Genomic DNA, 22,528 nt, shown 5'->3' on the forward strand with positions numbered 1-22,528 from the left:
TGTGTTAGCACAGCGCCTTGGCGTTGGGAATCACCAAGGGTTAGTACTGGAGCGGCGACCATGACGGGTCAGACCCGCCTTCTTGGGTGCGCACAGGTTTCAGGTTTCGGCCCGAGATATCGACGGAGTACAAAGAAGACGATCCACCGATCCCTTGGGTTTCGCGCGCAAACATGATCACGCGGCCATTGGGGGCCCATGTGGGGCCTTCATCCAAGAACGACGCCGTCAGCAGACGCTCTTCGGAGCCGTCCAAACGCATCACACCGATATGAAAGCGGCCCTTGTTCTGTTTGGTAAACGCAACAAGGTCGCCGCGCGGGGACCAGACAGGCGTGCCATAGCGGCCTTCGCCAAACGAAATACGCTGCGCCTCTCCGCCGCTGGCGGACATGACATATAGCTGTTGGCTGCCCGAACGGTCGCTCTCGAACACGATCTTGCTGCCGTCTGGCGAATAGCTGGGTGCCGTTTCAATTGCGGGGGTATTCGTCAGGCGCATAGATTGCCCGCTGGCAATATCCATCGTGTAGATATCGGTGTTGCCCCCTTGGGTCAGCGAATACACAACCGTGTTGCCCGAAGGCGAGAAACGCGGCGCAAAGCTCATCGTGCCCTCAGCGCTTTCCAGAACACGGCGTTGCACCGACCCGATATCCAGCACGTAAATCCGCGGGAAACCGCTTTCGTAGCTGGTATAAAGAATTCGGTCACCCGTCGGCGAAAACCGCGGGGCCAGTACGATCGACGAACTGTCGGTCAGATAGCGCACATTGGCACCGTCATAATCCATGATCGCCAGGCGTTTTTGACGTTCATCCTTGGGACCTGTTTCAGAGACATAGACAACGCGGCTGTCGAAATACCCACCCTCGCCGGTGATCCGCGAATAAACCGCATCGGCGACCTTGTGTGCCATGCGACGCCACCCATCAATGGTACCAGAAAACTGCAAGCCCGAGCCTAGCTCAGCACCCGAGAACACATCGTAAAGGCGGAACTTTACGTTCAACGTGTTGCCCGAAACGCTGACGGCACCAGTGATCAGCGCCTGCGCGTTGATCGCCTTCCAGTCGGCATATTGCACCGGCGCGTTGAAATCGCTGACCGTTGAGATGAACGCGCTTGCCGGGATTTCGCGGAACAGGCCCGAGCCAACCAGATCTTCGGAAACCACACGCGCCAGATCGACAGCCATCTGTCCCGCGTCGCCGCTTTCAGGTTGAAAGGTCGGCACGGCAAAGGGCAACGGTTCGATCACGCCTTCGGTGATTTCGATCCGCAGGGGGCCTTGCTGGGCTTGGGCGGTTCCTGCAACGGCACAGATCAGTGCCAGACACATGCTCAATACTCGTAAAATCATTTGATGCGCATCCTTTCAGGATTAAAGGTCATCTCAATATTCTGCCATTGGCTAAATTTATCTACAGGAAGCTGATATCCACGCGATCCGCAGCGGATAATTGCCCGTCTGGCTGCCTCGAACGCTTGCCCAGCGGCAGCTGGTGCCCCGCCGGAGCTGCCCGTCATCTTGATGCTATTGGTTTGCGGCGTGCCGTCTTGGTTCATTTGAACGCTGACGATAACAGTGGTGCGCAACGCCTCTGACGACAGCGACCCGACGTTCCAACAAGCCGAGACCGCCAGGCGCAGCGATTCTTTTTCGCCGTTCGACAATGGTGGGCCGGAGGGGGCTGCCGCCGGCGATGCAGGCGCAGGTGGTGCGGGTTTCTCCTCGCCGCCCATTGCCTCGGCCAGAGCCGCGGCAACGGCATCTTGATCAACAGCGGGCTGCGCCGGTTTGGGCGTTTCAACAGGTTCGGCGACCTGTGGTGCAGGCGGTTTTGGCCTGCGTGCAGGCGGGCGGACTGATTGATTGGGCGCGGCCTTTGGGGCCTCGGCAGCCTCGGTGACAATCTCTGTCGTGGCCTCTTCCGGTGCGGTTGCCTCTTGCGCTTCTTCGACGACTTTATCGGCAGGGGCATCAGGCGTCGCGGCCTCCTGCTCGATCACGTCAGTGCGTGCGTCTGGGTCCGGCTGTTCAACGGCTTCAGGCGCGACACGGTCAACCGGACGCGGCACGGCGACAGGTGCGACCTCGGGGGCCAGAACGGCGACCTCGGCTGGGGGTTCGGGCCGCTCCGGCGCGGGTTCGCTCACCTCTGCAGCAGGGGGCGGCGGGGTTGGCTCAACAACTTCTGGCTCAGGCTCCGGTGCTTCAGGCTCAATGGGTGCAGGTTGCTGAATTTCAGGTTCCTGTGCCACCTCAGGCGTCTCAGTTGGCGCTTGTGGTGCTTCTGGTTGCGGGACTTCGGTCAATTCCTCAGACGATTGCGATGCCGCCACGATAGCATCAAACTCGGCTGCAGACAGCACAGACACTTCTTGCATCTGAAATGGTTCTGGGTCCGGCCTGAAAACGCCGCCAAACAGCAAAAAGGCAATCAGCCCGACATGCCCTGCACCAGAAATGTAATGCCCCGTGTGCATGATTAACCGCCCGACGTCCCTGTGCCGTCCAGCTTTGGGCCACCCGTTTCAGTCACCAGACCAATGTTTGAAAAACCACCCGCATTCAGGGCACCCATCACTTCCATGACCATGGCATAGGAAACAGCCCCATCCGCGCGCAGGAACACACGGTCGCTTGCCCGCTCTGTCGCAATGGCGCGCAGCTTGGCAATCAGGTCATCGCGTTCTGTTGGCGTCTTCTGAATTTGTACGGATCCATCCGCCAATAGCGTGATGGTCAAGGGTTCCTCTTGATCAGAGGGCAATGCCGTCGCCGCCGTTTTCGGCAACTCAACGGGAACGCCCACCGTCAACAACGGGGCCGCGACCATAAAGATGATCAGCAGTACCAGCATAACGTCTACGAAAGGCGTAATGTTGATCTCGGCCATCGGTTGCGCGCGACCACGACGCCGCCCGCGCCCGCCACCGCCTGATTTTTTTGCGATACCAGCGCCCATCGGTCAGCTATCCAACTGGCGACTTAGGATGGTCGCGAATTCATCGGCGAATGCTTCATAGCCGCCCAAGATACGGTCTGAATCCGCACTTAGCTTGTTATAAAAGATAACCGCTGGAATAGCGGCCAGCAGACCAATGCCCGTCGCCAACAGCGCCTCGGCGATACCGGGGGCCACTACGACAAGGCTAGTATTTTGCTGCGATGCAATTTCGATGAACGAATTCATGATGCCAAAAACCGTACCAAACAGCCCGACAAACGGTGCCGTCGACCCGACGGTTGCCAACACGGGCAAGCCCTTTTGCAGTTTTTCCGCCTCCTTGGCGATGGCCACATCCATCGACCGGTCAATGCGCGCCGTGGCACCGGGGATCAGATCACCATCATCACGATGCGACCTGCGCCATTCCGTCATACCTGCGGCAAAAATCTTTTCCGCCGCACCGTCCGGATCAGGCCCGATTGTGTCGTACAGACCATCCAAAGGCTCGCCCGACCAGAACGCCCGATCAAAGGCATCGGCCTCGGCCCTGAACCTGCGATATTGAAGAATTTTCTGAACAATGATCGACCACGACCAGAAGGATGCAACCAGCAAACTGATCATGACTAATTTCACGGTGAATGTCGCGCGCAGGAATAACCCCAAGAGCGAGAAATCAATCTCGCTCGCCGCCGCCAGCGTCTCTGCTTCCATCGGTTCTGCTCTTTACTAAAGGCCCCTTCCGGGGCTGTTCCGCCTCAACGGCCCTGTTTTCCAAGGCGCTATTTGGCACAAGCTTAGCCGAGTGCAATGTCGATTGCTAGGATTATGGCATCAAACCGCGTGTCACAGCGGCAGTGAGCGGAGTTTCGCTGGCAATCTACAGGGTTTCCCGCTGGCGGCGATGCAGACAATCGTGACGGCGGCACGAAACAGCAACGTGTCACCGCGCCAGACCTCTTGGGCCATTTCCATACGTGCAGGTCCAATGGATGTCGCCCATGTGCGCACCTCAAGCAGATCGTCAAAAACCGCTGGCGCGATATAATCCGCCTCGACCCTGCGCACGGCGAAAACCACGCCGTCTGCTTTCATCTCAAGCTGGTCGATCCCGATCTCGCGCACCCAGTCGCTGCGCGCCCGTTCAATATAGCGCAGATAATTTGCGTAATAGACGATGCCCGCCATATCGGTGTCTTCATAATAAACGCGAATGGGCAGGACATGGGTCATTGGGGTTTGTTTAACCTCGCGAAAAGGCGCAGCGCATGGGATGCGTCCTGTGCAACAGGCGGCAGCACCGGATCATAAGCGGCCCGCAAAAGTGCTGCAACATCAGGCCGCAGGATCGTCGTGCCCTCTGCCACGGCCAAGGGCGATTTATCTTTAAATGCCGCATCGGACCAAAGCAGAAAGGACTGCACAATCTGGCTCAGCGCCAAGGTTTGTGCAGGAACTGCGCTTAGATGCTCGTCCATGCGCAGGAAGACAAAACAGGCTTTGATCGCGCCATCCTCGTCAAAACGGAACAAACGGTACTGATTTGCATCCACCGCCTTCAGTTTCTGGACCAAAGGTGCCATATCGGGCACCAGACGATCAAGCCCCGGCACCTCCGGCAGCTCGTCCCATTCCTTGAAAAAGAACATCATCAGGTTGCTGCCCAATTCCGGATCGGTCTCGGCAATCTTGTGACCAGACAGCACGCAAACCGCCTCAAGCGCGCCTTTGATGACAGACAACGTCGCATCATCCACCCCGAACACAACCGGGGACACAGGCCGCCCCCAGCGTGCAAATGCAAAACCGCCGCTACCCCGTGTGAACAGTTTCTCGATATCTTGTGGTGTCATCAGGTCTTCCAAATGGTCTAAAATCCTCGCCGAAGGCTGCGCTGCGTCAGCCAAACAGATCTGCCCGTGGTTTTGGCGGTGCCATCCCCAAATGGGTCCACGCCTTTTGCGCCAGCATCCGCCCACGTGGCGTGCGCTGGATCAACCCTTGCTGCAGCAAAAACGGCTCGATCACTTCTTCCAGCGCATCGCGCGACTCTGACAGGGCAGCGGACATTGTTTCAATGCCAACCGGCCCGCCTTGGTAATTCTCGGCGATCAGCCGCAGATACCGGCGGTCAGCACTGTCCAGCCCCAGCCGGTCTACGCCCAGCCGCGTCAGCGCCATGTCGGCCAACTCCTGCGTCACGCGACCGTTGCCTTCGACAACTGCAAAATCTACGACGCGGCGCAACAGACGCCCTGCAATCCGCGGCGTGCCACGGGCGCGTTTTGCGATCTCGCGTGCGCCCCCTTCATCTGCGGGTGCACCCAGCTTGCGGGCATTGCGGTCCACGATGATGAACAGCTCGTCCTCGGTATAAAATTCCAGCCGCGTAGGGATGCCAAAGCGGTCGCGCAGGGGCGTGGTCAGCAGGCCCATGCGTGTCGTGGCACCCACCAGCGTAAAGGGCTGTAGCTCGATACGCACGGTCCGCGCGGCGGGGCCCTCGCCGATCACCAAATCCAGCTCGAAATCTTCAAGCGCGGGATACAGCACTTCTTCGACAGCGGGGTTCAGACGGTGGATTTCGTCAATGAACAACACATCGCGTGCTTCAAGGTTGGTGAGGATCGCGGCCAGGTCGCCAGCCTTGGCCAACACCGGCCCAGAGGTCATGCGAAAGCCCACGCCCAATTCACGCGCCATAATCTGCGCAAGCGTCGTCTTGCCCAAACCGGGGGGGCCATGAAACAACGTGTGATCCATCGCCTCTTCGCGTTGCTTGGCGGATTGGATGAACACCTTGAGGTTCGAACGCGCCTCGGCTTGGCCCACGAATTCATCCAGCATCTGCGGTCGCAGCGCACGATCAAAATCCTCTGGCAGCGGGTCGGGCCGCAGGGTGGGGTCGCTATCGATCATTCAATTTCCAAAACTCTGGGGCGGTCGTTTGCCAATGGCCCCACTCTACCCTTTGGGCGCAAGAAGTTTCAACGCCGCGCGGATCAAGGCCGGCGTTTCCGCATCAGGGTTTTCACCAGCGGCTTGCGCCACCGCCCCTGCGGCATCGCCGGGGCCGTATCCCAGATTGCCAAGCGCCGAAAGTGCCTCTGCCTGCGCGGATTGGTTCGCCGATGGTTTGGATCTGCTTCTCGGTGCGGATGGCTCGATCACTTGTGCGGCTTCAACCTCGCCGTGGGCTTCGGCCAGCGTGCCTGTCATTGCCATGACACCCGGTGCTTTGTCTTTGAGGTCCAGAACCACGCGCTGTGCGATTTTCGGGCCGACACCTTTGGCCGCTTTGACGGCATTCCAATCCCCCAATGCAATGGCGCGGCTGACACCGTCAGGGCCAAGGGCCCCCAAGATCGCCAATGACGCTTTGGCCCCGACCCCTTGGACGGACGTCAGCAAGCGGTGCCATTCCTTTTCCACAAGGGTCTGGAAGCCGAACAATTGCATCAGGTCTTCGCGCACAACCAGATCGGTGAACAGGGCAACCGCCTCTCCCACACCGGGAAGGGCGGCCAATGTACGGTCAGAACAATACACCAGATATCCAACGCCGCGCACATCGATCAGCACGTGATCAGGGGCGCGGTAATCGATACGGCCTGTAATCTTGCCAATCATGCGCTTGCCCTCGCCACGGCTTGCGCCAGCGTACTGGCCCCACCGTGATGGGCGTGACAGATCGCAATCGCCAGCGCATCGGCGGCATCCGGGCCTGCGATTTCGATGCCCGGCAGTTGCATGCGCACCATATGCATCACCTGCCCCTTATCTGCATGGCCCACGCCCACAACTGTCTTTTTTACGGTATTGGGCGCGTATTCCCCGACCGTCAGACCCGCTTGGGCAGGGACCAGCATCGCGATCCCCCGTGCTTGCCCCAGTTTAAGCGTGCCTGCACCGTCCTTGTTGACGAATGTCTGCTCAACGGCGGCGGTTTGTGGACGATAGGTAACCATTATTCTGGTAAGCTGGGCATGCAGCGACAATAGACGCGACCCAAGATCGGGGCCCTCGGACACACAAACACCATTTGCGACATGGCTGATCCGGCTGCCGGCGACATCGATGACACCCCACCCCATGTTGCGCAGCCCCGGATCGATGCCAATTACCCGTATCATGTGCTTATTTACCTCAGTTTTTACTTATTTTGAGAACTAGCACAAAACACGAACATCCACCAAGGTTTTTCCGACATGCCTTGAAAACGCCGCAATTGCCCACACTTGCGGCAAAAACAGCGCAAAAGCGACACTCGGCACGCTGTGCGCGTCGCCAGCACCTGTCGCAGATTTACCATATTTTATTAGAGGTTTCGGATTTATGCTGCCATGCAGAAAACGCAGATCACACATGCAAGTCTGGGTGTTGTCGGAAGTTTTCAAATTGCCTAGTTGCCGAGCATAACGATGCAACTATCAGCTTTTTGAAATCCAAGGATGACGACAATGTCTATGTTCTACACACCTACAACCAACTACGCGACGGCTTCCACAGTCAACCGCGCATTCTCCCACCTGGGCGACATCATCGCCAGCGTTATTGCCTGGAACGATGCTCGCGTCACACGCAACGCTTTGTCTTCTCTGACAGACCGTGAACTGGACGATATCGGCCTGACACGCGGCGATATTGAAAACGTCGCGCTGAACCACTTCGTTCGCTAACGCGCTATGCCAGACCCAAGCCCCAAGGGCAGTCCGGTGGACAGAAAATAGCCACGCTTACCAACCGGTAGCGTGGCTTATTTTTTGGGGTGTTCGGGTTTGGATGGGGAGTTTCGGGGGCGCAGGTGACGTTTCCTAATGTCAGGTTCGAGCCCAGATTAATCAATGCGGCATCATCGACGAAGGTTCGGTTAACTCAGATTTTCGTGTCAACATGATGCACCACGATATTGAATCCTTCCTCTGATGAAGGAGCGACGAAGTGTTTCGAAATCTGTCGAAATTGCGCTTCGGTTGCCGCAAACGGATGATCACCTTGCTCATTACGAGCATGAAGCCGTGCGATACAGACTTCATCAGGGACATCTAAAAGGTGAAGTTTGTGTGCAGCCTGCGTCTGTTCCAAGATGGCCCGCATCCATTCACGCGAAGAAATCGTGTTTGCTTGGAAGTCCAAAACGACTGAAATTCCCTTATTTAACAATGAGACGACGTGTGGTCCCATGACCTCGCGAAACTTTGACATGCATCGCATGTAGTCCGAAATCGACGACATTTCTTCAGAATAAAGACCATTCAGCCACTCATCTTCAGCAATCACAATAGTTCCAGCCGTGCGACTAAGTTGGGCAGTCAGAGTGGATTTTCCAGAAGCAATTTTTCCGCACAACAAGTGCAGAGTTGGTGTTGTCGAGGACATATGAATAACCTTGTTCAGCGCGGCGTGCGCAGTTGACGTTCAAATACGAGTTAGCCCGGCCCGGTTTTCAGACCGGGAGGGTAATTCGATTTTGGTCCTGACGACCAAAGTTCTGAACGAAGGTTTTCATTCACCTATAGTGACACGTGGGGATCCTAATGTCTATCGGTGGAGCGGACCTTAGCGCAGTTGCAGCGAAAGTTAACAAAGTCCCGCTCAGCGGACCAACGCAATATGCAGCCCCACAAATTTTTAACACTCAAACGATAAGTATCTTAAAACTTCACACTCATGCAGCTAAAGCCGCGCCGTCCCATTGCCAAATACCAGCCCAACCTTGTTCGACAGCGCCTGTGTCACTGGATCGACCTGCAAGAACCACGCGCCTGCACGCTCAACCAAGGTACCGTCGCTCAGGGAATTGAGCCGACTTTGATAGGTTCCCGCCCCGGCGGTTGCCAGCACCAATGCCTTGAAGATGAAAAACAGAATCACCAGCGCTAGAAAGTATTTAAGCGGCGCGCCTCTATCGCGGCGGCGTGGGTGCGCGATGACAAGCCCATCGTTGCGAATGGTGGTGTAATACCCGTTTGCCAAAGCTTTGCGCTGACGATCCAATTGATCAATGCGCGTTCCGAATGGTTGATTAATATCGGCCATAATCGCCTCAAATTGCTGTAGGTCCCCACCTTTAGCGATTCAGACAATACAACAGGAATGTGGCTTTTTCTACAAAATTAGATCAATTAAGTCATAAAAAGACGGTCAATTATGGCATCTTTTGGACGGTAAGTGTTGTCCAGTCGCCAATCATCTCTCTGTTCAATAGATTGATGCCAGATTGTGCATAAACCTCAATCACGTCATCCGCCTGCTCGTTCAGGATGCCTGACAGAATCGCTTTGCCGTTTGGGGCCAGCGCGGTTGCCATGTCAGGGGCCAGTGCCACCAAGGGGCCTTTGAGAATGTTGGCAAAGATTAAATCAAAGGGTGCCTTGGCCGCCAGATCGGGATGGTCAAAGCCCGCTGCCTCTACGCAGATCAACCGGTCGCTCAACCCGTTTGCAGCCGCATTCGCGCGCGCCACGTCAACGGCGACCTCGTCAATATCACTGGCCAAAACGGGGTTGGGCCAAATACGCGCGGCGGCCATCGCCAGCACCGCAGTCCCGCAGCCGATATCCGCAACGCTTTGCCCGACCATGCCGTCATTGGCCAAGCGGTCCAGCGCCCGCAGACAGCCCAGCGTTGTGCCGTGGTGCCCCGTGCCAAATGCCATCGCGGCCTCGATCAGCAGCGGTTCGCAGCCTTCGGGCACCTTATCCGCATCATGGCTGCCATAAACAAAGAACCGCCCGGCCTCGACGGGGGAAAGCTCACGGCGCACATGGGCCACCCAGTCGGTTTCTGGCAGTTCTGAAACGACAAAATCCTTTGCGCCCATCGTCGTCGCCAAAATCGCCAAAGCGGTCTGGTCGGGGGCTTCCTCGAAATAACCGCCTACTTCCCACAGGCCTGATCCGTCTTCCATCTCGAACACCCCCACACCTGTCGGCTCTGGGGTCAGCCGTTCCATCGCCTCGCCCAAGGCATAGGCGGGTTTGCGTCCTTCAAGAGTGGTCAGGGCTGTGAATGTCGGCATAACGCTCTCCGCAGTGTTGTTAACGCGGCCTACGCAGGCGCGCCAATCGGGTCAAGGGTGGGCTACTGCGCGGCCACGGGCAGCGGGCGCGCAAAAATCGTCTCGTGGCCCGGCATCGGGTGGCGCGGGATCATCAAGGACAGTGCCAATGATATACCCGCCATCGCCGCCGCCAGAACAAATACCGCCACGGGCGATATCAGCCACAGCAGCCCCAGACCGACGGGCAAAAACACAGCCGCGATGTGGTTGATGGTAAAGGCCACAGCAGCAGTTGGCGCGATATCACCCGGGTCCGCAATCTTCTGGAAATAGGTTTTCAACGCCAGCGCCAATGCAAAGAACATGTGATCGATCACATAAAGCGTCGCCGCGACGACAACGCCCCAGCCCAGATAATACACACCGCCATAGGCCAAAAACACGATGATCAACCCCAGATACTCAATCGCCAACGTACGGCGCTCGCCGAAATATCCGACGGCCCGGCCCAACAGCGGCGCAAATAGCATGTTCGCGATCAGGTTGATCAAATACAACATCGTGATTTCGTGCACGTCAAAGCCGAAGCGTTCAACCATCATGAAACCAGCGAAAACCACAAAGATTTGCCGCCGGGCACCCGACATGAATTGAAGCGCATAATACAGCCAGTACCGCTTGCGCAGCACCATCTTTTTGATCTGCGGATGCGGTGCCTCAAACTGGGGATAGGCAAACAGCGCGAACAGCGCGATCACCACAGTGACACTGCCCCCGATCATGTAAACGATATTATACGACAGCGACAGCGTGTCCCACAGCGCCATAATCGCCAGATAAGCCACAAGGGTCGCAGCCGACCCCGCGGCCATCAGCCAACCGATCATGCGCGGCGCATCTTCGATCTTGAGCCATTGCAATTGCAGCGACTGGTTGACCGTCTCGTAATAATGAAACCCGATCGAGCTGAGCATGGTGATCGTCAAAATCCCGCCCATCGACGGGAACCAAGCCGTAACCGCCGTGGCCGCGCCAAGCAGCACAAGCGACACCAATCCCAAAACCTGCTCGCGCACAAAGATGATAATCGCGATGACGCCAACCGCCAAAAACCCCGGAATTTCGCGCACGGTATGCAGCAAACCGATGTCAGAGCCGTCAAAATGCGCGACCTCAATGACAAAGTTATTCAGCAGCGCCGACCACGTATTAAACGCAATCGGCATGGCCAAGGCCATCAGGAACAACAGCGCTACAGGGCGGCGCCAAAACGGTTGATGCTTGGCATCCTCAAGGGTCACATATTGGGTCATACTTCACCCTTTACGCCCCAATCCAAACCTTGACGAGGTCAAATAAACGGATCCCGCGCAAAAGCAGCACAAGGGCCTATATTCCAAATGGAAACAAATCCTCGCCGAAGGCATGTTTTGCCGATCAGGCAAAACCAATAAAGACTCAGTAAAAGCTCTGCGGATCAATATCGACGGCAATCCGCATATCACCCTTTAGCCGCAGCTGCCCGACCCATTTCGCCAGCGCCTCTTGCAGGGGCACCGACTTATCCGCCTTGACCAGCAACCGCACGCGGTGCCGCCCGCGTACCCGCGCAATGGGGGCAGGGGCGGGTCCGTACACTTGTGCCCCCACAGCCCGCAACGGAGCGTCTTGGCGCGCCAGTTGATTGCCCGCGTCGAAAATCGCCGCCACATCCGGCCCGCTTAAAATGATACCGGCCATGCGGCCATAGGGCGGGACACCGGCCTGTCGACGCTCACCTGCTTCGGCCTTCCAAAACATCTCTTCCTCGCCCGCAAGAATGGCGCGGATCACCGGATGGTCCGGCTGATAAGTCTGCAACAACGCCGCACCCGGTGCCTCTGCACGCCCTGCCCGCCCCGCAACCTGCCGCATCAATTGAAAGGTCCGTTCGGCCGCGCGCAGGTCCGATCCCATCAGCCCAAGGTCGGCATCTATCACCCCCACCAATGTCAGGTTGGGAAAATTATGGCCCTTGGCCACCAGTTGCGTGCCGATAATGATATCTGCGGCCCCGTCAGCGATGCCTGCGATCTCGGCCTTCAGCGCGCGCGCCGATCCGTACATGTCCGAGCTTAACGTGGCGACCCGCGCGTCGGGCCACAATGCGGCTGCTTCTTCCCCCAAGCGTTCAACCCCGGGGCCAACAGCGGCCAGCTTCCCCTCAGCCTCACAAGACGGGCAGGCATCCGGCATCGGTTTACTCTCCCCGCATTGATGGCAGACCAAACGTTTGAGGAAACGGTGTTCCACCATGCGCGCGTCGCAGTGGTCGCAACCGATCTGGTGGCCACAGGCCCGGCACAAGGTCACAGGTGCATAACCACGGCGGTTGATGAACAGCATCGCCTGCTCGCCGCGCTCCAGCCGCTTGTCGACTTCCGCCCGCAAGGTCAGCGATACCCATTTGTCGCTGGGCAACCCTTCGCCGCGCATATCAATCGCGCCCATTTCCGGCATCACTGCTGGCCCGAACCGCGAGGTTAGCTCAACCCGCGTGTATTTCCCTGCCTCGGCATTGGCCCAGCTTTCCAAGCTTGGCGTGGCCGAGGCCAGCACCACCTGCGCACCGCAGATCGACGCGCGCAACACTGCCATGTCGCGGGCATTATACAGCACACCTTCTTCTTGTTTGTAGGACGTGTCGTGCTCTTCATCCACGACGATCAGACCTAAGTTCTGAAATGGCAAGAACAGCGCCGATCGCGCCCCGATCACCACTTGCGCCTGACCTTGGCCAACCATGCGCCAAATGCGGCGGCGTTCGGTCATGGTCGCCCCTGAATGCCATTCCGCAGGCTTAGCGCCAAAACGCGCCTCGACCCGGTGCAGGAATTGTTCGGTCAACGCGATCTCGGGCAACAGTACCAGCGCCTGACGTCCGGCGTTCAACGCGGCGGCAACGGCCTCAAGGTACACTTCGGTTTTGCCCGATCCCGTCACACCGCGCAGCAGGGTTGTGCCATATTTTCCCGACTGCACCCCTTGGGCCAGCAGCGCCGATGCATCTGCCTGATCTTTCGTCAGCTCCTTGCTGGGCAGGCTTGGGTCCATCCGCAAAAACGGCAGATCACGCGGGCTGTCTTGTTCAACGACGGCACCTTGGGCCACCAACCCTTTGATCACGGATGATGTAACCCCAGCCATCTCGGCCAGCTCTTTGAGGGTAAAGGACAGATCACCATATTCCGCCAAGGTTTCCAGCACCCTACGCCGCGCGTCGGTCATGCGGTCCGGCTCTGACATCCCGCGCCGGTAAATCTTGCGCATGGAGGGCGGATCACCCAGCCCCGGCGCGCGGGTGGCCAGTCGCAACATGGCAGGCATGGGCGTCAGCGTATAGGCGGCAGCTTTGCTTAGGAAGGTTCTCAGCTCCTCGCGCATGGGGGCGGCGTCCATCACGCGTATTACGGAGCGGATTTTCGACAGCTCGTAATCGCCCTGCCCAGCGCCCCAAACGACGCCCAGCACCTTGCGCGGGCCCAGCGGCACCTCAACGAAAGCACCCAGATGGCAGCCGCCTTCGGGTGCTTTGTAATCCAGCGCCCGACCCAAGGGTTGGGTCGTCAGAACCGCGACCAAGTCACCTTGGTGAAAAAACTCTTGCGATGTCACCAACTGCTCCGGCCTTGGGTTGCGGGAATTAGGGTTTAAGCAGCGCCGCTCATGCGCTAAAGCCATTGCCAACAGACATAGCCATTCGACAACCCTATTCCAACCGGAAGGAAGTAATATGAAATTCTTTGTAGATACTGCTGAAATCGACGCGATTGCGGAACTGAACGATCTGGGCATGGTCGATGGCGTCACCACCAACCCATCGCTGATTCTGAAATCGGGCCGCAACATTCTCGAAGTCACCAAAGAGATTTGCGATCTGGTTGAAGGCCCTGTCTCGGCCGAGGTTGTTGCCCTTAAGGCAGATGACATGATCGCCGAAGGCCGCAAGCTGGCCGAGATTGCTGACAACATCGTCGTTAAGCTGCCCCTGACTTGGGATGGCCTCAAGGCGTGTAAGGTGCTGTCGGGCGAAGGCAAAATGGTCAACGTAACCTTGTGCTTCTCCGCCAACCAAGCATTGATCGCCGCCAAAGCTGGCGCGACATTCATTTCGCCCTTCATCGGCCGCCTGGACGACATCAACATCGATGGCATGGATCTGATCCAAGACATTCGCGTCATCTATGACAACTACGGGTTCGAAACCCAAATTCTGGCCGCGTCGATCCGCACGGTTAACCATGTGCTGGAAGCCGCACGCATTGGTTCCGACGTGATGACCGCCCCACCAGAGGTGATCAAAAAGCTGGCCTCGCACCCGCTGACGGACAAAGGTCTTGAGCAGTTCATGGCGGACTGGGCGAAAACCGGTCAAAATATCCTGTAAGACATCTTTGCGTGCGCGGCTTGACCCTGCGCACGCAACATTTCCGGGCCGCGTAGGTTTTAATTAAGACGCTGAAGGCCGGCGGTTGCGCACCGAATAACCGCTCTATTCAGTCCCCTCTAAAAACCTGCCTGCCCCTTAACGCCCCCCATCCAGCACGAATTTTGGCAGAAAACTGCCGCAGTCCCATCAAAAAGTTGCAGATTTCGGGCTGCGCTCGTGTTATTGCGTATAAAAATAAAAATGAGACGAGCATGAGCAGCAACCACAAAATCGAAGATTCTCTTCGCGAAGCGATCATTTCGCAGCCTGATGTCATCCTTGACGATAATGATGTGATGCAGGCCCTCATCGCGGCCAATGAACGCGCGATGGGCGGCAATATCGTCGACCTGCGCGGCATCGCGATGGACCGTTTGGAAACCCGGTTGGACCGGCTAGAGGACACGCACCGCAGTGTCATTGCCGCAGCCTATGAAAACCTTGCTGGCACCAACCAAATTCACCGCGCAATCTTGCGGATGCTGGACCCTGTTGAGTTCGAAACATTCCTGCGCGATCTGGGCGGCGATGTCGCGCAAATCATGCGGGTGGATGTTGTTAAGCTGGTTCTAGAATCCGTCCAAAGCGATAATGACCCTGCTGTAAAGCGTCTTGGTGATGTGCTCAGCGTGGCTGATCCCGGCTTTATTGACGAATATCTGACATCCGGGCGCGGCGGGAATGTGCGGCAGGTCACTTTGCGCGGCGTTCAGGACAGCCCGGCAAGCGTTTATGGTGACAAGGCCGAATGGATCAGATCAGAGGCCTGCCTGAAACTGGACTTTGGCGATGGCCGTCTGCCCGGCTTGTTGATCCTAGGATCAGAAGACCCGCATATGTTTGGCCCCCAACAAGGCACCGATTTGCTGGGCTTTTTCACCGGTGTATTCGAGCGTGCCATGCGCCGTTGGCTGTCTTGAACGCGAGCGCAAATTCGCTTTTGATCAGCCCGGCCGCACGGGATGCGTTGCAAACGTGGCTCGATCATCAACGCGCCTTAAAAGGGGCCGCAGAAAATACGATCACGGCCTATCAGGGCGACGTGATCGATTTTCTGGCCTTTATGACCGTACATAAAGGCGACAGTCAGGGATTGGGCGCGCTGGTCAAGCTGACGATTTCCGACATGCGCAGTTGGATGGCCAATACACGCGGGCCGGATGTCGGCTCCCGGTCTTTGGCGCGCAAACTGTCATCGGTCAAAGCATTCTATCGGTGGCTGGCCGAACGTGAAGGGTTTGAACCCACGGCCGTTTTATCAACACGTTCGCCGAAATTCTCGAAAAAGCTGCCGCGCCCCTTGGCCGTGGATGCCGCCAAAGCGATGATTGATTGCGTCGAGCTGCAGTCGCGCCATGCATGGGTCGCTGCGCGCGATGTCGCGGTACTGACCCTGCTCTGGGGCTGCGGGCTGCGTATCTCAGAGGCGCTAGGCCTCAAGGGCGCAGATGCCCCTTTGGCCGATGTTTTGCGCATTGTCGGCAAGGGTGGAAAAGAACGCGTGGTTCCGGTGCTGCCCGCAGCGAAAGACGCTGTTGAGGCCTATCTGCGGGTCTGTCCCTTCCCCCAAGAACGCGATGCTCCGCTGTTCAAAGCGGTACGCGGTGGCCCCTTGGCGGCGCGGTCGATTTCGCAAGTCATGATGGATGCACGCATGCAACTGGGGTTGCCCGCGACCGCGACACCACATGCCATGCGCCACAGCTTTGCGACACATCTGCTGGACGCGGGTGGCGATCTGCGTGCCATTCAGGAACTGTTGGGCCACGCGTCACTTTCCACTACGCAAGCCTATACGGCGGTGGATACCGCGCGCTTGATGGAGGTCTATAACAGCGCCCATCCCAAGGCTGCTCGCTGACCCTCACACCAGCGCCCGTAGCCGGTTTTTTTCAAAAAAATCGTTCCGGAATTTTTCAAAAATTCCGCCGCGATCCTAGCGGTCCAGCTGCTTCACAAAATCCTGCGCAGCCTTCGTCGGGTCTTCTAACCCCTGTGCCACGCGGTCACCCAATGTCTTTAGCGCGGCTTTGGCCTTGGGCGCGTCGAGCTGCGCCAACAGCTCGTGTTTCACCGATTGCTCGAACCAGTACCGAGCTTGGGCCGCTCGGGTGCGCTCCCAAAATCCTTCGGCCCTACGCCAATCGGTCAAGGTCTGAATTTCGCTCCAAGCCTCAGATAAACCGTTCTCCTCCAGCGCTGACACCATCATTGCCTTGGGAAACCCGTCAGGATCTTGCGGCCGTTTGCGCAGCAACCGCAACGCGCCAGCATAGTCGGCACATGTCCGCGATGCCGCCGGTTTTAAATCGCCATCGGCTTTATTGACCACAATGATGTCGGCCATTTCCATGATACCGCGCTTGACCCCTTGCAATTCGTCTCCGCCAGCGGGGGCTAACAGCAACAAAAACATATCAGACATTTCGGCCACAACGGTTTCAGACTGACCAACCCCTACGGTTTCGATCAACACGACGTCAAAGCCCGCTGCCTCGCACAAGGTGACCGCCTCGCGGGTGCGGCGGGCCACGCCGCCCAGATGGGTCTGGCTGGGCGACGGACGAATAAACGCGGCCTTTTCGCGCGACAGCAAATCCATGCGGGTTTTGTCACCTAAAATGGACCCGCCCGAACGCGACGAGGATGGATCAATCGCCAACACCGCCACGCGCAACCCGCGCTGGATCAGCATCATGCCAAAGCTTTCGATAAAGGTCGATTTACCGACCCCCGGCGTGCCAGACAGGCCGATCCGCAGGGCCTCGCGGTCTTTAGGCAGCGCGGCCAAAAGGGCTGTGGCCTGAGCGCGGTGATCCTCGCGCGAGGATTCAATCAGTGTGATCCCCCGCGCCAACGCCCGGCGTTCGCCTGCAACAATTCCCTTGGCCAATTCATCGATATTCATGCGCCGCCCCCATGCCTTGGCCTGCATCTTTCAAGCGATGCGGCACAAATGTCCAGACCAACGCAAGGGTTGGCGGCGCAGGCCATTTGTCCCATAAGCTGCGTCATGGCCTATGACCTTCCTATTGATGATGTGATGCCGCAGGTGATTGACGCCCTGCGCGCGTCTGGCCGTGTGGTTTTGCAAGCGCCCCCGGGGGCCGGTAAAACCACGCGCGTTCCGTTGGCGATGCTGGATGCGGGCCTGACCAAGGGCAAGATCATCATGCTGGAACCCCGACGCCTTGCCGCACGGGCCGCCGCTGAACGGATGTCGGCGACCTTGGGGCAGGATGTCGGGCAGACCGTCGGTTTTCGCGTGCGCGGGGCATCGGCCATTAGCGCACAGACACGTATCGAGGTCGTGACCGAAGGCATTCTGACCCGCATGTTGCAGCGCGACCCTGACTTGCCCGGCGTCGGTGCCGTGATCTTTGACGAATTCCACGAACGATCGCTTAACGCCGATCTGGGGCTGGCTCTGTGTCTTGAGGTCGCCAGCGCATTGCGGAACGATCTGATGCTGGTGGCCATGTCAGCCACCTTGGACGCGGGCCCCGTTGCTGATTTGATGGACGCGCCCATCGTCACATCGCAAGGCCGTAGCTTTCCGGTGGTGCCCCATTGGCTGGATCGCCCCATTGGCAAGCAAAGGTTCGAACAGGCCGTTGCTGATTTAGTGGTCCATGCATTGAACACCTCCCCGGGTTCGGCCCTGGTATTCCTGCCCGGCGAAGGCGAAATCCGCCGGGTCGAGGGGGCCTTGAAGGACCGTATCCCTAACGATTGTACGATTGCCCCTCTATTCGGCGCGATGGAATTCAAGGCACAGCGGGCTGCCATTGCGCCGGCTGAGACAGGGCGAAAGATCGTTCTTGCCACTTCAATCGCAGAAACCTCGCTGACAATCGAGGGAATTCAGATCGTCGTTGATGGCGGCAAGGCGCGGCGCGCGCGGTTCGACCCTGCGTCGGGCATGTCGCGGCTGGTGACTGATCGCGTCACGCGGGCCGAGGCCACCCAAAGGGCCGGTCGTGCGGGCCGCGTCAGCGACGGGGCGGCCTATAAGCTTTGGACGAAGGGAGAGGAAGGTGCCTTAGCCGCCTTCCCGCCCGCTGAAATCGAAGTCGGTGATCTATCGTCCTTTGCGCTGGAACTTGCCATTTGGGGCGCGCAGGCTACTGACCTGAGTTTTGTCACGCCGCCGCACGAGGGACGTTTGGCCGAAGCTCAGGGCGTTTTGCAGATGCTCGGCGCATTGGATGCAAACGGGCGGATCACAAAACACGGTCGCGCGCTGGCAAAGCTGCCCTTGCATCCCAGACTGGCGCATATGGTGGCCAAAGGCGGGCGCAGCGCGCCGACCCTCGCCTCCATTCTGGCAGAGCGTGACCCGCTGCGCGGCGCGCCCGTTGACCTGTCGCTGCGCATGGATGCAGTCGCAGGCCAACGCACATTGGGAGAGGTCAACCACGCCACCCTCGCCCGCATCCGGCAAGAGGCCAAGCGCCTTGCGCGGGGGCAAAAAACCGACGGGCCAGACACATTGGGCGTGCTTGCTGCGCTGGCCTATCCCGACCGTGTTGCCTTGCGCCGCAAGGGCGACAGCCCGCGTTTTGTGCTGTCGGGTGGCAAGGGCGCGGTGATGCCAGATGGTGATCCGATGGCGAGCGAGCGGTTGTTGGTTGCGACCGATCTGGATGGCGATCCGCGCGAGGCACGCATCCGTCAGGCCGTGCGCCTATCCGACGCTGATTTGCGGGCGACCTTCCCCGAACAGATCGGCTGGCATGATGTTTGCACTTGGTCGCGCCGCGAAGGGCGGGTGCTGACACGGCAACAGGAACGGTTCGGTGCGTTGGTATTGGATGATCGTGCGTGGTCGGATGCCAGCACCGACGAAATCGCCTTGGCCATGCTGGACGGTGTTCGGCAATTGGGGCTGATGCCGGGCAAAGCCGCAAAACTCTTCCTTGCCCGCGCGCGGCTAATGGGCAGTGATTTCCCCGACTTCTCGGAACCTCACTTGATGGGGACCTTGGAGGACTGGCTGCTACCGCATCTTGTTAACGTCCGCAGCACCGCCGATTGGAAAGGCTTCGATCTGCACCCAGCGCTGCTCGCGCGGCTGTCGTGGGACGAGCAGCAGCAATTGGACAAGGCAGCCCCGGCGCATTTCACAACGCCATTGGGCCGCAAACTGGCGATTGATTATGATGGGGCGCAGCCGCAAATATCGCTGCGCCTGCAAGAGGTGCTTGGCGTCACGCAGCACCCGATGATCGCGGGCCAGCCGCTGCAGATCACATTGCTATCTCCTGCGCAGCGCGCCGTACAGGTGACGACTGACTTGCCGGGTTTCTGGGCGGGATCATATGCAGATGTGCGTAAAGACATGCGCGCGCGTTACCCTCGTCACCCGTGGCCCGAGGACCCGACGCAAGCTGACCCCACGCTGCGGGCAAAACCGCGTGGCACCTAGCCGTAAGATGCCTTCATCAACTGTGAATGGGGGGACAGGGCTGCCGAGCGTCCTGAACGTCAGGATGGCCCGGCAGATACTCGTTACCATGCGCTAAGCGCTTACAGGTTATCAACTGATCAACGTGGCAAATCGTTCCATGACGCCGCCAAACTCATTACCGTTGGCAACATTCCCGCGCCATCCAACGTGACCGACACGGGCAAGGCACGCGGCGACCAATATGCTGCGGTTTGTTTATTCACACGGGTTCGATGACAAATGGTTTCCATCGCAAAACAAAAAACGAATAGTTTTATGTTCTTTGCAGGTACAAACCCGACGCCGTGTTCGGTGCTAGGCCCGCAACGGTGGCGGAGGCAATACACAAGATCGGCCAGTTAAAGCCGCCAAGAGAACAAGCAGCGCGCATTGCAAGGGCGGCAAAATTGACGGCGCAACGGCAAAACTTGATGCAATCCCTATTGCGTCTGCCGCCCAAATCGCGTGCATATTTATTCAAGCGAACCCCGTGTAAGTGAAACGGCGCGCCCCGCGCCCGATGAAAGCCGAAATGTATGAACAGTTTGCATGCGTCCTATGACGTGGTGATTGTTGGCGGTGCCATGTTTGGATCGTCCTTGGCCTGGTGGCTGACCCAGACGCCGGGGTTTGACGGGACTGTTTTGGTGATTGAGCGCGACCCGACCTATGAATTTGCCTCCACCAGTCACACAAACAGCTGCATCCGGCAGCAGTTCAGTTCGACGATCAATATTCAGGTGTCCCAGTTCGGGGTTCAGTTCATCAAGAACTTTCGCAAGTTTATGGGCGACGACCCAGTGGTGCCGCATCTCGCACTGCAAAGCTTTGGCTATATGTATCTTGCCGACACGCCCGAGCTTGCTCAGACGCTTTTGCGCAACCAGAGAATTCAGGCGTCCCTTGGCGCGGGCACGCGACATCTTAGCCGCGATGAAATCGCCGCCGCTTATCCGTTCTACCAGTTGGACGACATTCTGGCCGGTAACCACAACCTGGTTGACGAAGGGTACTTCGACGGCGGCACCATGTTTGACTGGTTCAAACGCAAGGCCAAGCGTGGCGGGGTTGAATTTATCAACGACGAAGTGGTCGCCATGACCAAATCGCAGGACGGTAAAACGATTGACGCTGTGGTGCTGAAATCCGGCAACAAAATTGGCTGCGGCACGGTCGTGAATGCGTCCGGCCCACGGGCGATTGCCACCGCGCAGATGGCCGGTATTTCCCTGCCGGTCGAGCCGCGCAAACGCTATACTTTCATCTTTGACGCCGCCGAACCATTAGACCGCGACCTGCCGCTGACGGTCGACCCTTCGGGTGTTCATCTGCGCAGCGACGGCAAATACTACATGGCCGGATGCCCGCCCGACGAAGACCCCGCAGTGGCGTTTGACGATTTCACCTTTGATCACAGCCTTTGGGAAAACAAAGTTTGGCCAGCGATTGCCACCCGCATTCCCCAGTTTGAACGGATCAAGGTCATCAATGAATGGGTCGGGCATTACGCCTATAACACGCTTGATCAAAACGCGATTTTGGGACGTCATAGTGACATACGGAATTTCATATTCATGAATGGTTTTTCAGGTCACGGCCTGCAACAAGCCCCTGCAATCGGGCGCGGCGTTGCCGAGCTTATTGCCTATGGTGAGTACCGCAGCCTCGATTTGACCCCCTTTGATTATCAGCGGATAGAGAGCAAACGCTCGATGGTCGAACAGGCTATTATTTAACTTAAAGAAGGATACGACAGATGTTGAAGAAATTGGTTTTGACCGGTGCTGCGGGGCGTCTGGGGTCCTATCTGCGTGAACCACTGTCGAAGATGTGCGAAGAATTGATCAGCACCGACATCGCGGATGACATCGGCACGCTGTACTCCAATGAACGTTTCGCCCAAGCCGACATTGCTGTTTACGATCAAATCGCGCCGCTGCTTGAGGGGGCTGATATGGTCGTCCATTTCGGCGCAATCGTAGATGAAAAACCGTTCGAAGAACTGCTTGGGCCGAATTTCGTCGGCTCCTACAACATTTGGGAGGCGGCCTATCAGCATGGATTGAAGCGGGTTGTTTATGCGTCGTCGATCCACGCGGTGGGCATGCATAAAAAGGCGGATTTCATTGGCATCGACGCGCCACATAAGCCAGATACCTTTTACGGTTTGGCCAAGTGTTTCAGCGAAGACCTTGCCAGCATGTATTGGGACAAGCGTGGGCTAGAAGCTGCCTGCCTGCGTATTCTTAGCTGTGCACAGGTCAACAATCCCCGCGCCTTGGGGTCGTGGTTGTCATATGATGATCTGATCCAGCTTGTGACCCGCGCCATCGACACGCCATCGGTTGGGTTTAGCGTTGTCTATGGTGTTTCAAACAATGACCGCGCGCCCGTCGATAACGCAAAGGCCTCGTTTTTGGGCTACCGTCCCAAGGACAACGCAGAGCAGTTTGCAGACGACATTCTGGCCAACGCGCCACCGGCTGATCTGACAGACCCCGGCGAGATGTGTCACGGCGGGCCGTTCGCATCCATTGAGCTGGGGCAAAGCGCCGTGGCGTCGATGAACATCGTTGACGATAAAAAGAAGACCTAAGTCAGGTCAGCATCGGTGGTTCGGGCGTTCCCTGATCCACCGGTCACTTCATGCG

At 58.0% G+C, this 22,528-nt stretch carries 22 protein-coding genes; 7 read left to right on the forward strand and 15 right to left on the reverse strand.

Going from position 1 to position 22,528, the window contains the following annotated elements; all coding sequences use genetic code 11:
* Positions 1–40: 40 nt before the first annotated feature.
* From tolB to ruvC, 9 genes are all read right to left on the reverse strand, one after another.
* Positions 41–1,342 (reverse strand): Tol-Pal system beta propeller repeat protein TolB, encoded by a 1,302-nt coding sequence (tolB, locus tag WNY39_RS15185; RefSeq protein WP_342846928.1) that lies wholly within the window; start codon positions 1,340–1,342, stop codon positions 41–43.
* A 17-nt stretch (positions 1,343–1,359) separates the two neighbouring features.
* On the reverse strand, positions 1,360–2,490 hold the full coding sequence (locus WNY39_RS15190) for an energy transducer TonB (protein WP_342846841.1): 1,131 nt from the start codon (positions 2,488–2,490) through the stop codon (positions 1,360–1,362).
* A 2-nt stretch (positions 2,491–2,492) separates the two neighbouring features.
* Entirely contained in the window at positions 2,493–2,972 is a 480-nt protein-coding gene (gene tolR / locus WNY39_RS15195; RefSeq protein ID WP_219578819.1) for a protein TolR, read from the reverse strand.
* A 3-nt stretch (positions 2,973–2,975) separates the two neighbouring features.
* On the reverse strand, positions 2,976–3,671 hold the full coding sequence (gene tolQ / locus WNY39_RS15200) for a protein TolQ (RefSeq protein WP_342846845.1): 696 nt from the start codon (positions 3,669–3,671) through the stop codon (positions 2,976–2,978).
* A gap of 132 nt (positions 3,672–3,803) precedes the next feature.
* Entirely contained in the window at positions 3,804–4,190 is a 387-nt protein-coding gene (ybgC, locus tag WNY39_RS15205) for a tol-pal system-associated acyl-CoA thioesterase (protein WP_342846847.1), read from the reverse strand.
* Positions 4,187–4,810 carry a hypothetical protein gene (locus WNY39_RS15210; RefSeq protein ID WP_342846849.1) on the reverse strand — a complete coding sequence of 208 codons (624 nt, stop codon included), beginning with the start codon at positions 4,808–4,810 and terminating at the stop codon, positions 4,187–4,189. The genes ybgC and WNY39_RS15210 overlap by 4 nt, the downstream gene beginning before the upstream one ends.
* 46 nt (positions 4,811–4,856) lie before the next feature.
* A complete protein-coding gene (gene ruvB, locus WNY39_RS15215; RefSeq protein ID WP_341233390.1) occupies positions 4,857–5,876 on the reverse strand; it encodes a Holliday junction branch migration DNA helicase RuvB in 1,020 nt (339 codons plus the stop codon).
* 45 nt (positions 5,877–5,921) lie between these two features.
* The gene (gene ruvA, locus WNY39_RS15220) at positions 5,922–6,587 is read right to left on the reverse strand and encodes a Holliday junction branch migration protein RuvA (RefSeq protein ID WP_342846851.1); all 666 of its coding nucleotides are present in this window, start codon (positions 6,585–6,587) and stop codon (positions 5,922–5,924) included.
* Complete coding sequence (gene ruvC, locus WNY39_RS15225) at positions 6,584–7,090, reverse strand: crossover junction endodeoxyribonuclease RuvC (protein ID WP_339760465.1); 507 nt, start codon at positions 7,088–7,090, stop codon at positions 6,584–6,586. The genes ruvA and ruvC overlap by 4 nt, the downstream gene beginning before the upstream one ends.
* 327 nt (positions 7,091–7,417) lie before the next feature.
* On the opposite strand from ruvC, the gene WNY39_RS15230 reads away from it, so the two are divergent.
* A complete protein-coding gene (locus tag WNY39_RS15230; RefSeq protein WP_219578825.1) occupies positions 7,418–7,636 on the forward strand; it encodes a DUF1127 domain-containing protein in 219 nt (72 codons plus the stop codon).
* Positions 7,637–7,832: 196 nt separating this feature from the next.
* On the opposite strand, the gene WNY39_RS15235 is transcribed toward WNY39_RS15230, so the two are convergent.
* From WNY39_RS15235 to WNY39_RS15255, 5 genes are all read right to left on the reverse strand, one after another.
* On the reverse strand, positions 7,833–8,336 hold the full coding sequence (locus tag WNY39_RS15235; protein WP_342846859.1) for an ATP-binding protein: 504 nt from the start codon (positions 8,334–8,336) through the stop codon (positions 7,833–7,835).
* A 297-nt stretch (positions 8,337–8,633) separates the two neighbouring features.
* Positions 8,634–8,996, reverse strand: coding sequence for a hypothetical protein (locus tag WNY39_RS15240; protein WP_342846861.1), 363 nt, complete (start codon positions 8,994–8,996; stop codon positions 8,634–8,636).
* A 109-nt stretch (positions 8,997–9,105) separates the two neighbouring features.
* Positions 9,106–9,978 (reverse strand): 50S ribosomal protein L11 methyltransferase, encoded by an 873-nt coding sequence (locus WNY39_RS15245; protein ID WP_342846863.1) that lies wholly within the window; start codon positions 9,976–9,978, stop codon positions 9,106–9,108.
* 62 nt (positions 9,979–10,040) lie between these two features.
* A complete protein-coding gene (locus WNY39_RS15250) occupies positions 10,041–11,273 on the reverse strand; it encodes an MFS transporter (protein ID WP_342846865.1) in 1,233 nt (410 codons plus the stop codon).
* A gap of 145 nt (positions 11,274–11,418) precedes the next feature.
* Positions 11,419–13,614 (reverse strand): primosomal protein N', encoded by a 2,196-nt coding sequence (locus WNY39_RS15255; protein ID WP_342846867.1) that lies wholly within the window; start codon positions 13,612–13,614, stop codon positions 11,419–11,421.
* Between the two features lie 118 nt (positions 13,615–13,732).
* On the opposite strand from WNY39_RS15255, the gene fsa reads away from it, so the two are divergent.
* The 3 genes from fsa (at position 13,733) to WNY39_RS15270 (ending at position 16,289) form a co-directional block, all read left to right on the forward strand.
* Positions 13,733–14,386 carry a fructose-6-phosphate aldolase gene (gene fsa / locus WNY39_RS15260; protein ID WP_341233383.1) on the forward strand — a complete coding sequence of 218 codons (654 nt, stop codon included), beginning with the start codon at positions 13,733–13,735 and terminating at the stop codon, positions 14,384–14,386.
* A 254-nt stretch (positions 14,387–14,640) separates the two neighbouring features.
* The gene (locus WNY39_RS15265; protein ID WP_342846870.1) at positions 14,641–15,348 is read left to right on the forward strand and encodes a DUF484 family protein; all 708 of its coding nucleotides are present in this window, start codon (positions 14,641–14,643) and stop codon (positions 15,346–15,348) included.
* Entirely contained in the window at positions 15,345–16,289 is a 945-nt protein-coding gene (locus WNY39_RS15270) for a tyrosine recombinase XerC (protein ID WP_342846872.1), read from the forward strand. Before WNY39_RS15265 ends, WNY39_RS15270 begins: the two co-directional genes overlap by 4 nt.
* A 75-nt stretch (positions 16,290–16,364) precedes the next feature.
* Here the strand turns inward: WNY39_RS15270 and meaB are convergent, their stop codons facing one another.
* Entirely contained in the window at positions 16,365–17,336 is a 972-nt protein-coding gene (meaB, locus tag WNY39_RS15275; RefSeq protein WP_342846874.1) for a methylmalonyl Co-A mutase-associated GTPase MeaB, read from the reverse strand.
* A gap of 105 nt (positions 17,337–17,441) precedes the next feature.
* On the opposite strand from meaB, the gene hrpB reads away from it, so the two are divergent.
* The 3 genes from hrpB to WNY39_RS15290 all read left to right on the forward strand — a co-directional run bounded on the left by hrpB (position 17,442) and on the right by WNY39_RS15290 (position 22,473).
* Positions 17,442–19,856: an ATP-dependent helicase HrpB gene (gene hrpB / locus WNY39_RS15280; RefSeq protein WP_342846930.1), complete on the forward strand. Its 2,415-nt coding sequence runs from the start codon at positions 17,442–17,444 to the stop codon at positions 19,854–19,856.
* A gap of 557 nt (positions 19,857–20,413) precedes the next feature.
* Positions 20,414–21,613, forward strand: a complete 1,200-nt coding sequence (locus tag WNY39_RS15285; protein ID WP_342846876.1) for an FAD-binding oxidoreductase — start codon at positions 20,414–20,416, stop codon at positions 21,611–21,613.
* A 20-nt stretch (positions 21,614–21,633) separates the two neighbouring features.
* Complete coding sequence (locus WNY39_RS15290; RefSeq protein WP_342846878.1) at positions 21,634–22,473, forward strand: NAD(P)-dependent oxidoreductase; 840 nt, start codon at positions 21,634–21,636, stop codon at positions 22,471–22,473.
* Positions 22,474–22,528: the final 55 nt, after the last annotated feature.

It is taken from the genome of Sulfitobacter sp. AS59, from assembly GCF_038899995.1.
In the GTDB taxonomy this organism is placed as follows: Bacteria; Pseudomonadota; Alphaproteobacteria; order Rhodobacterales; family Rhodobacteraceae; genus Sulfitobacter.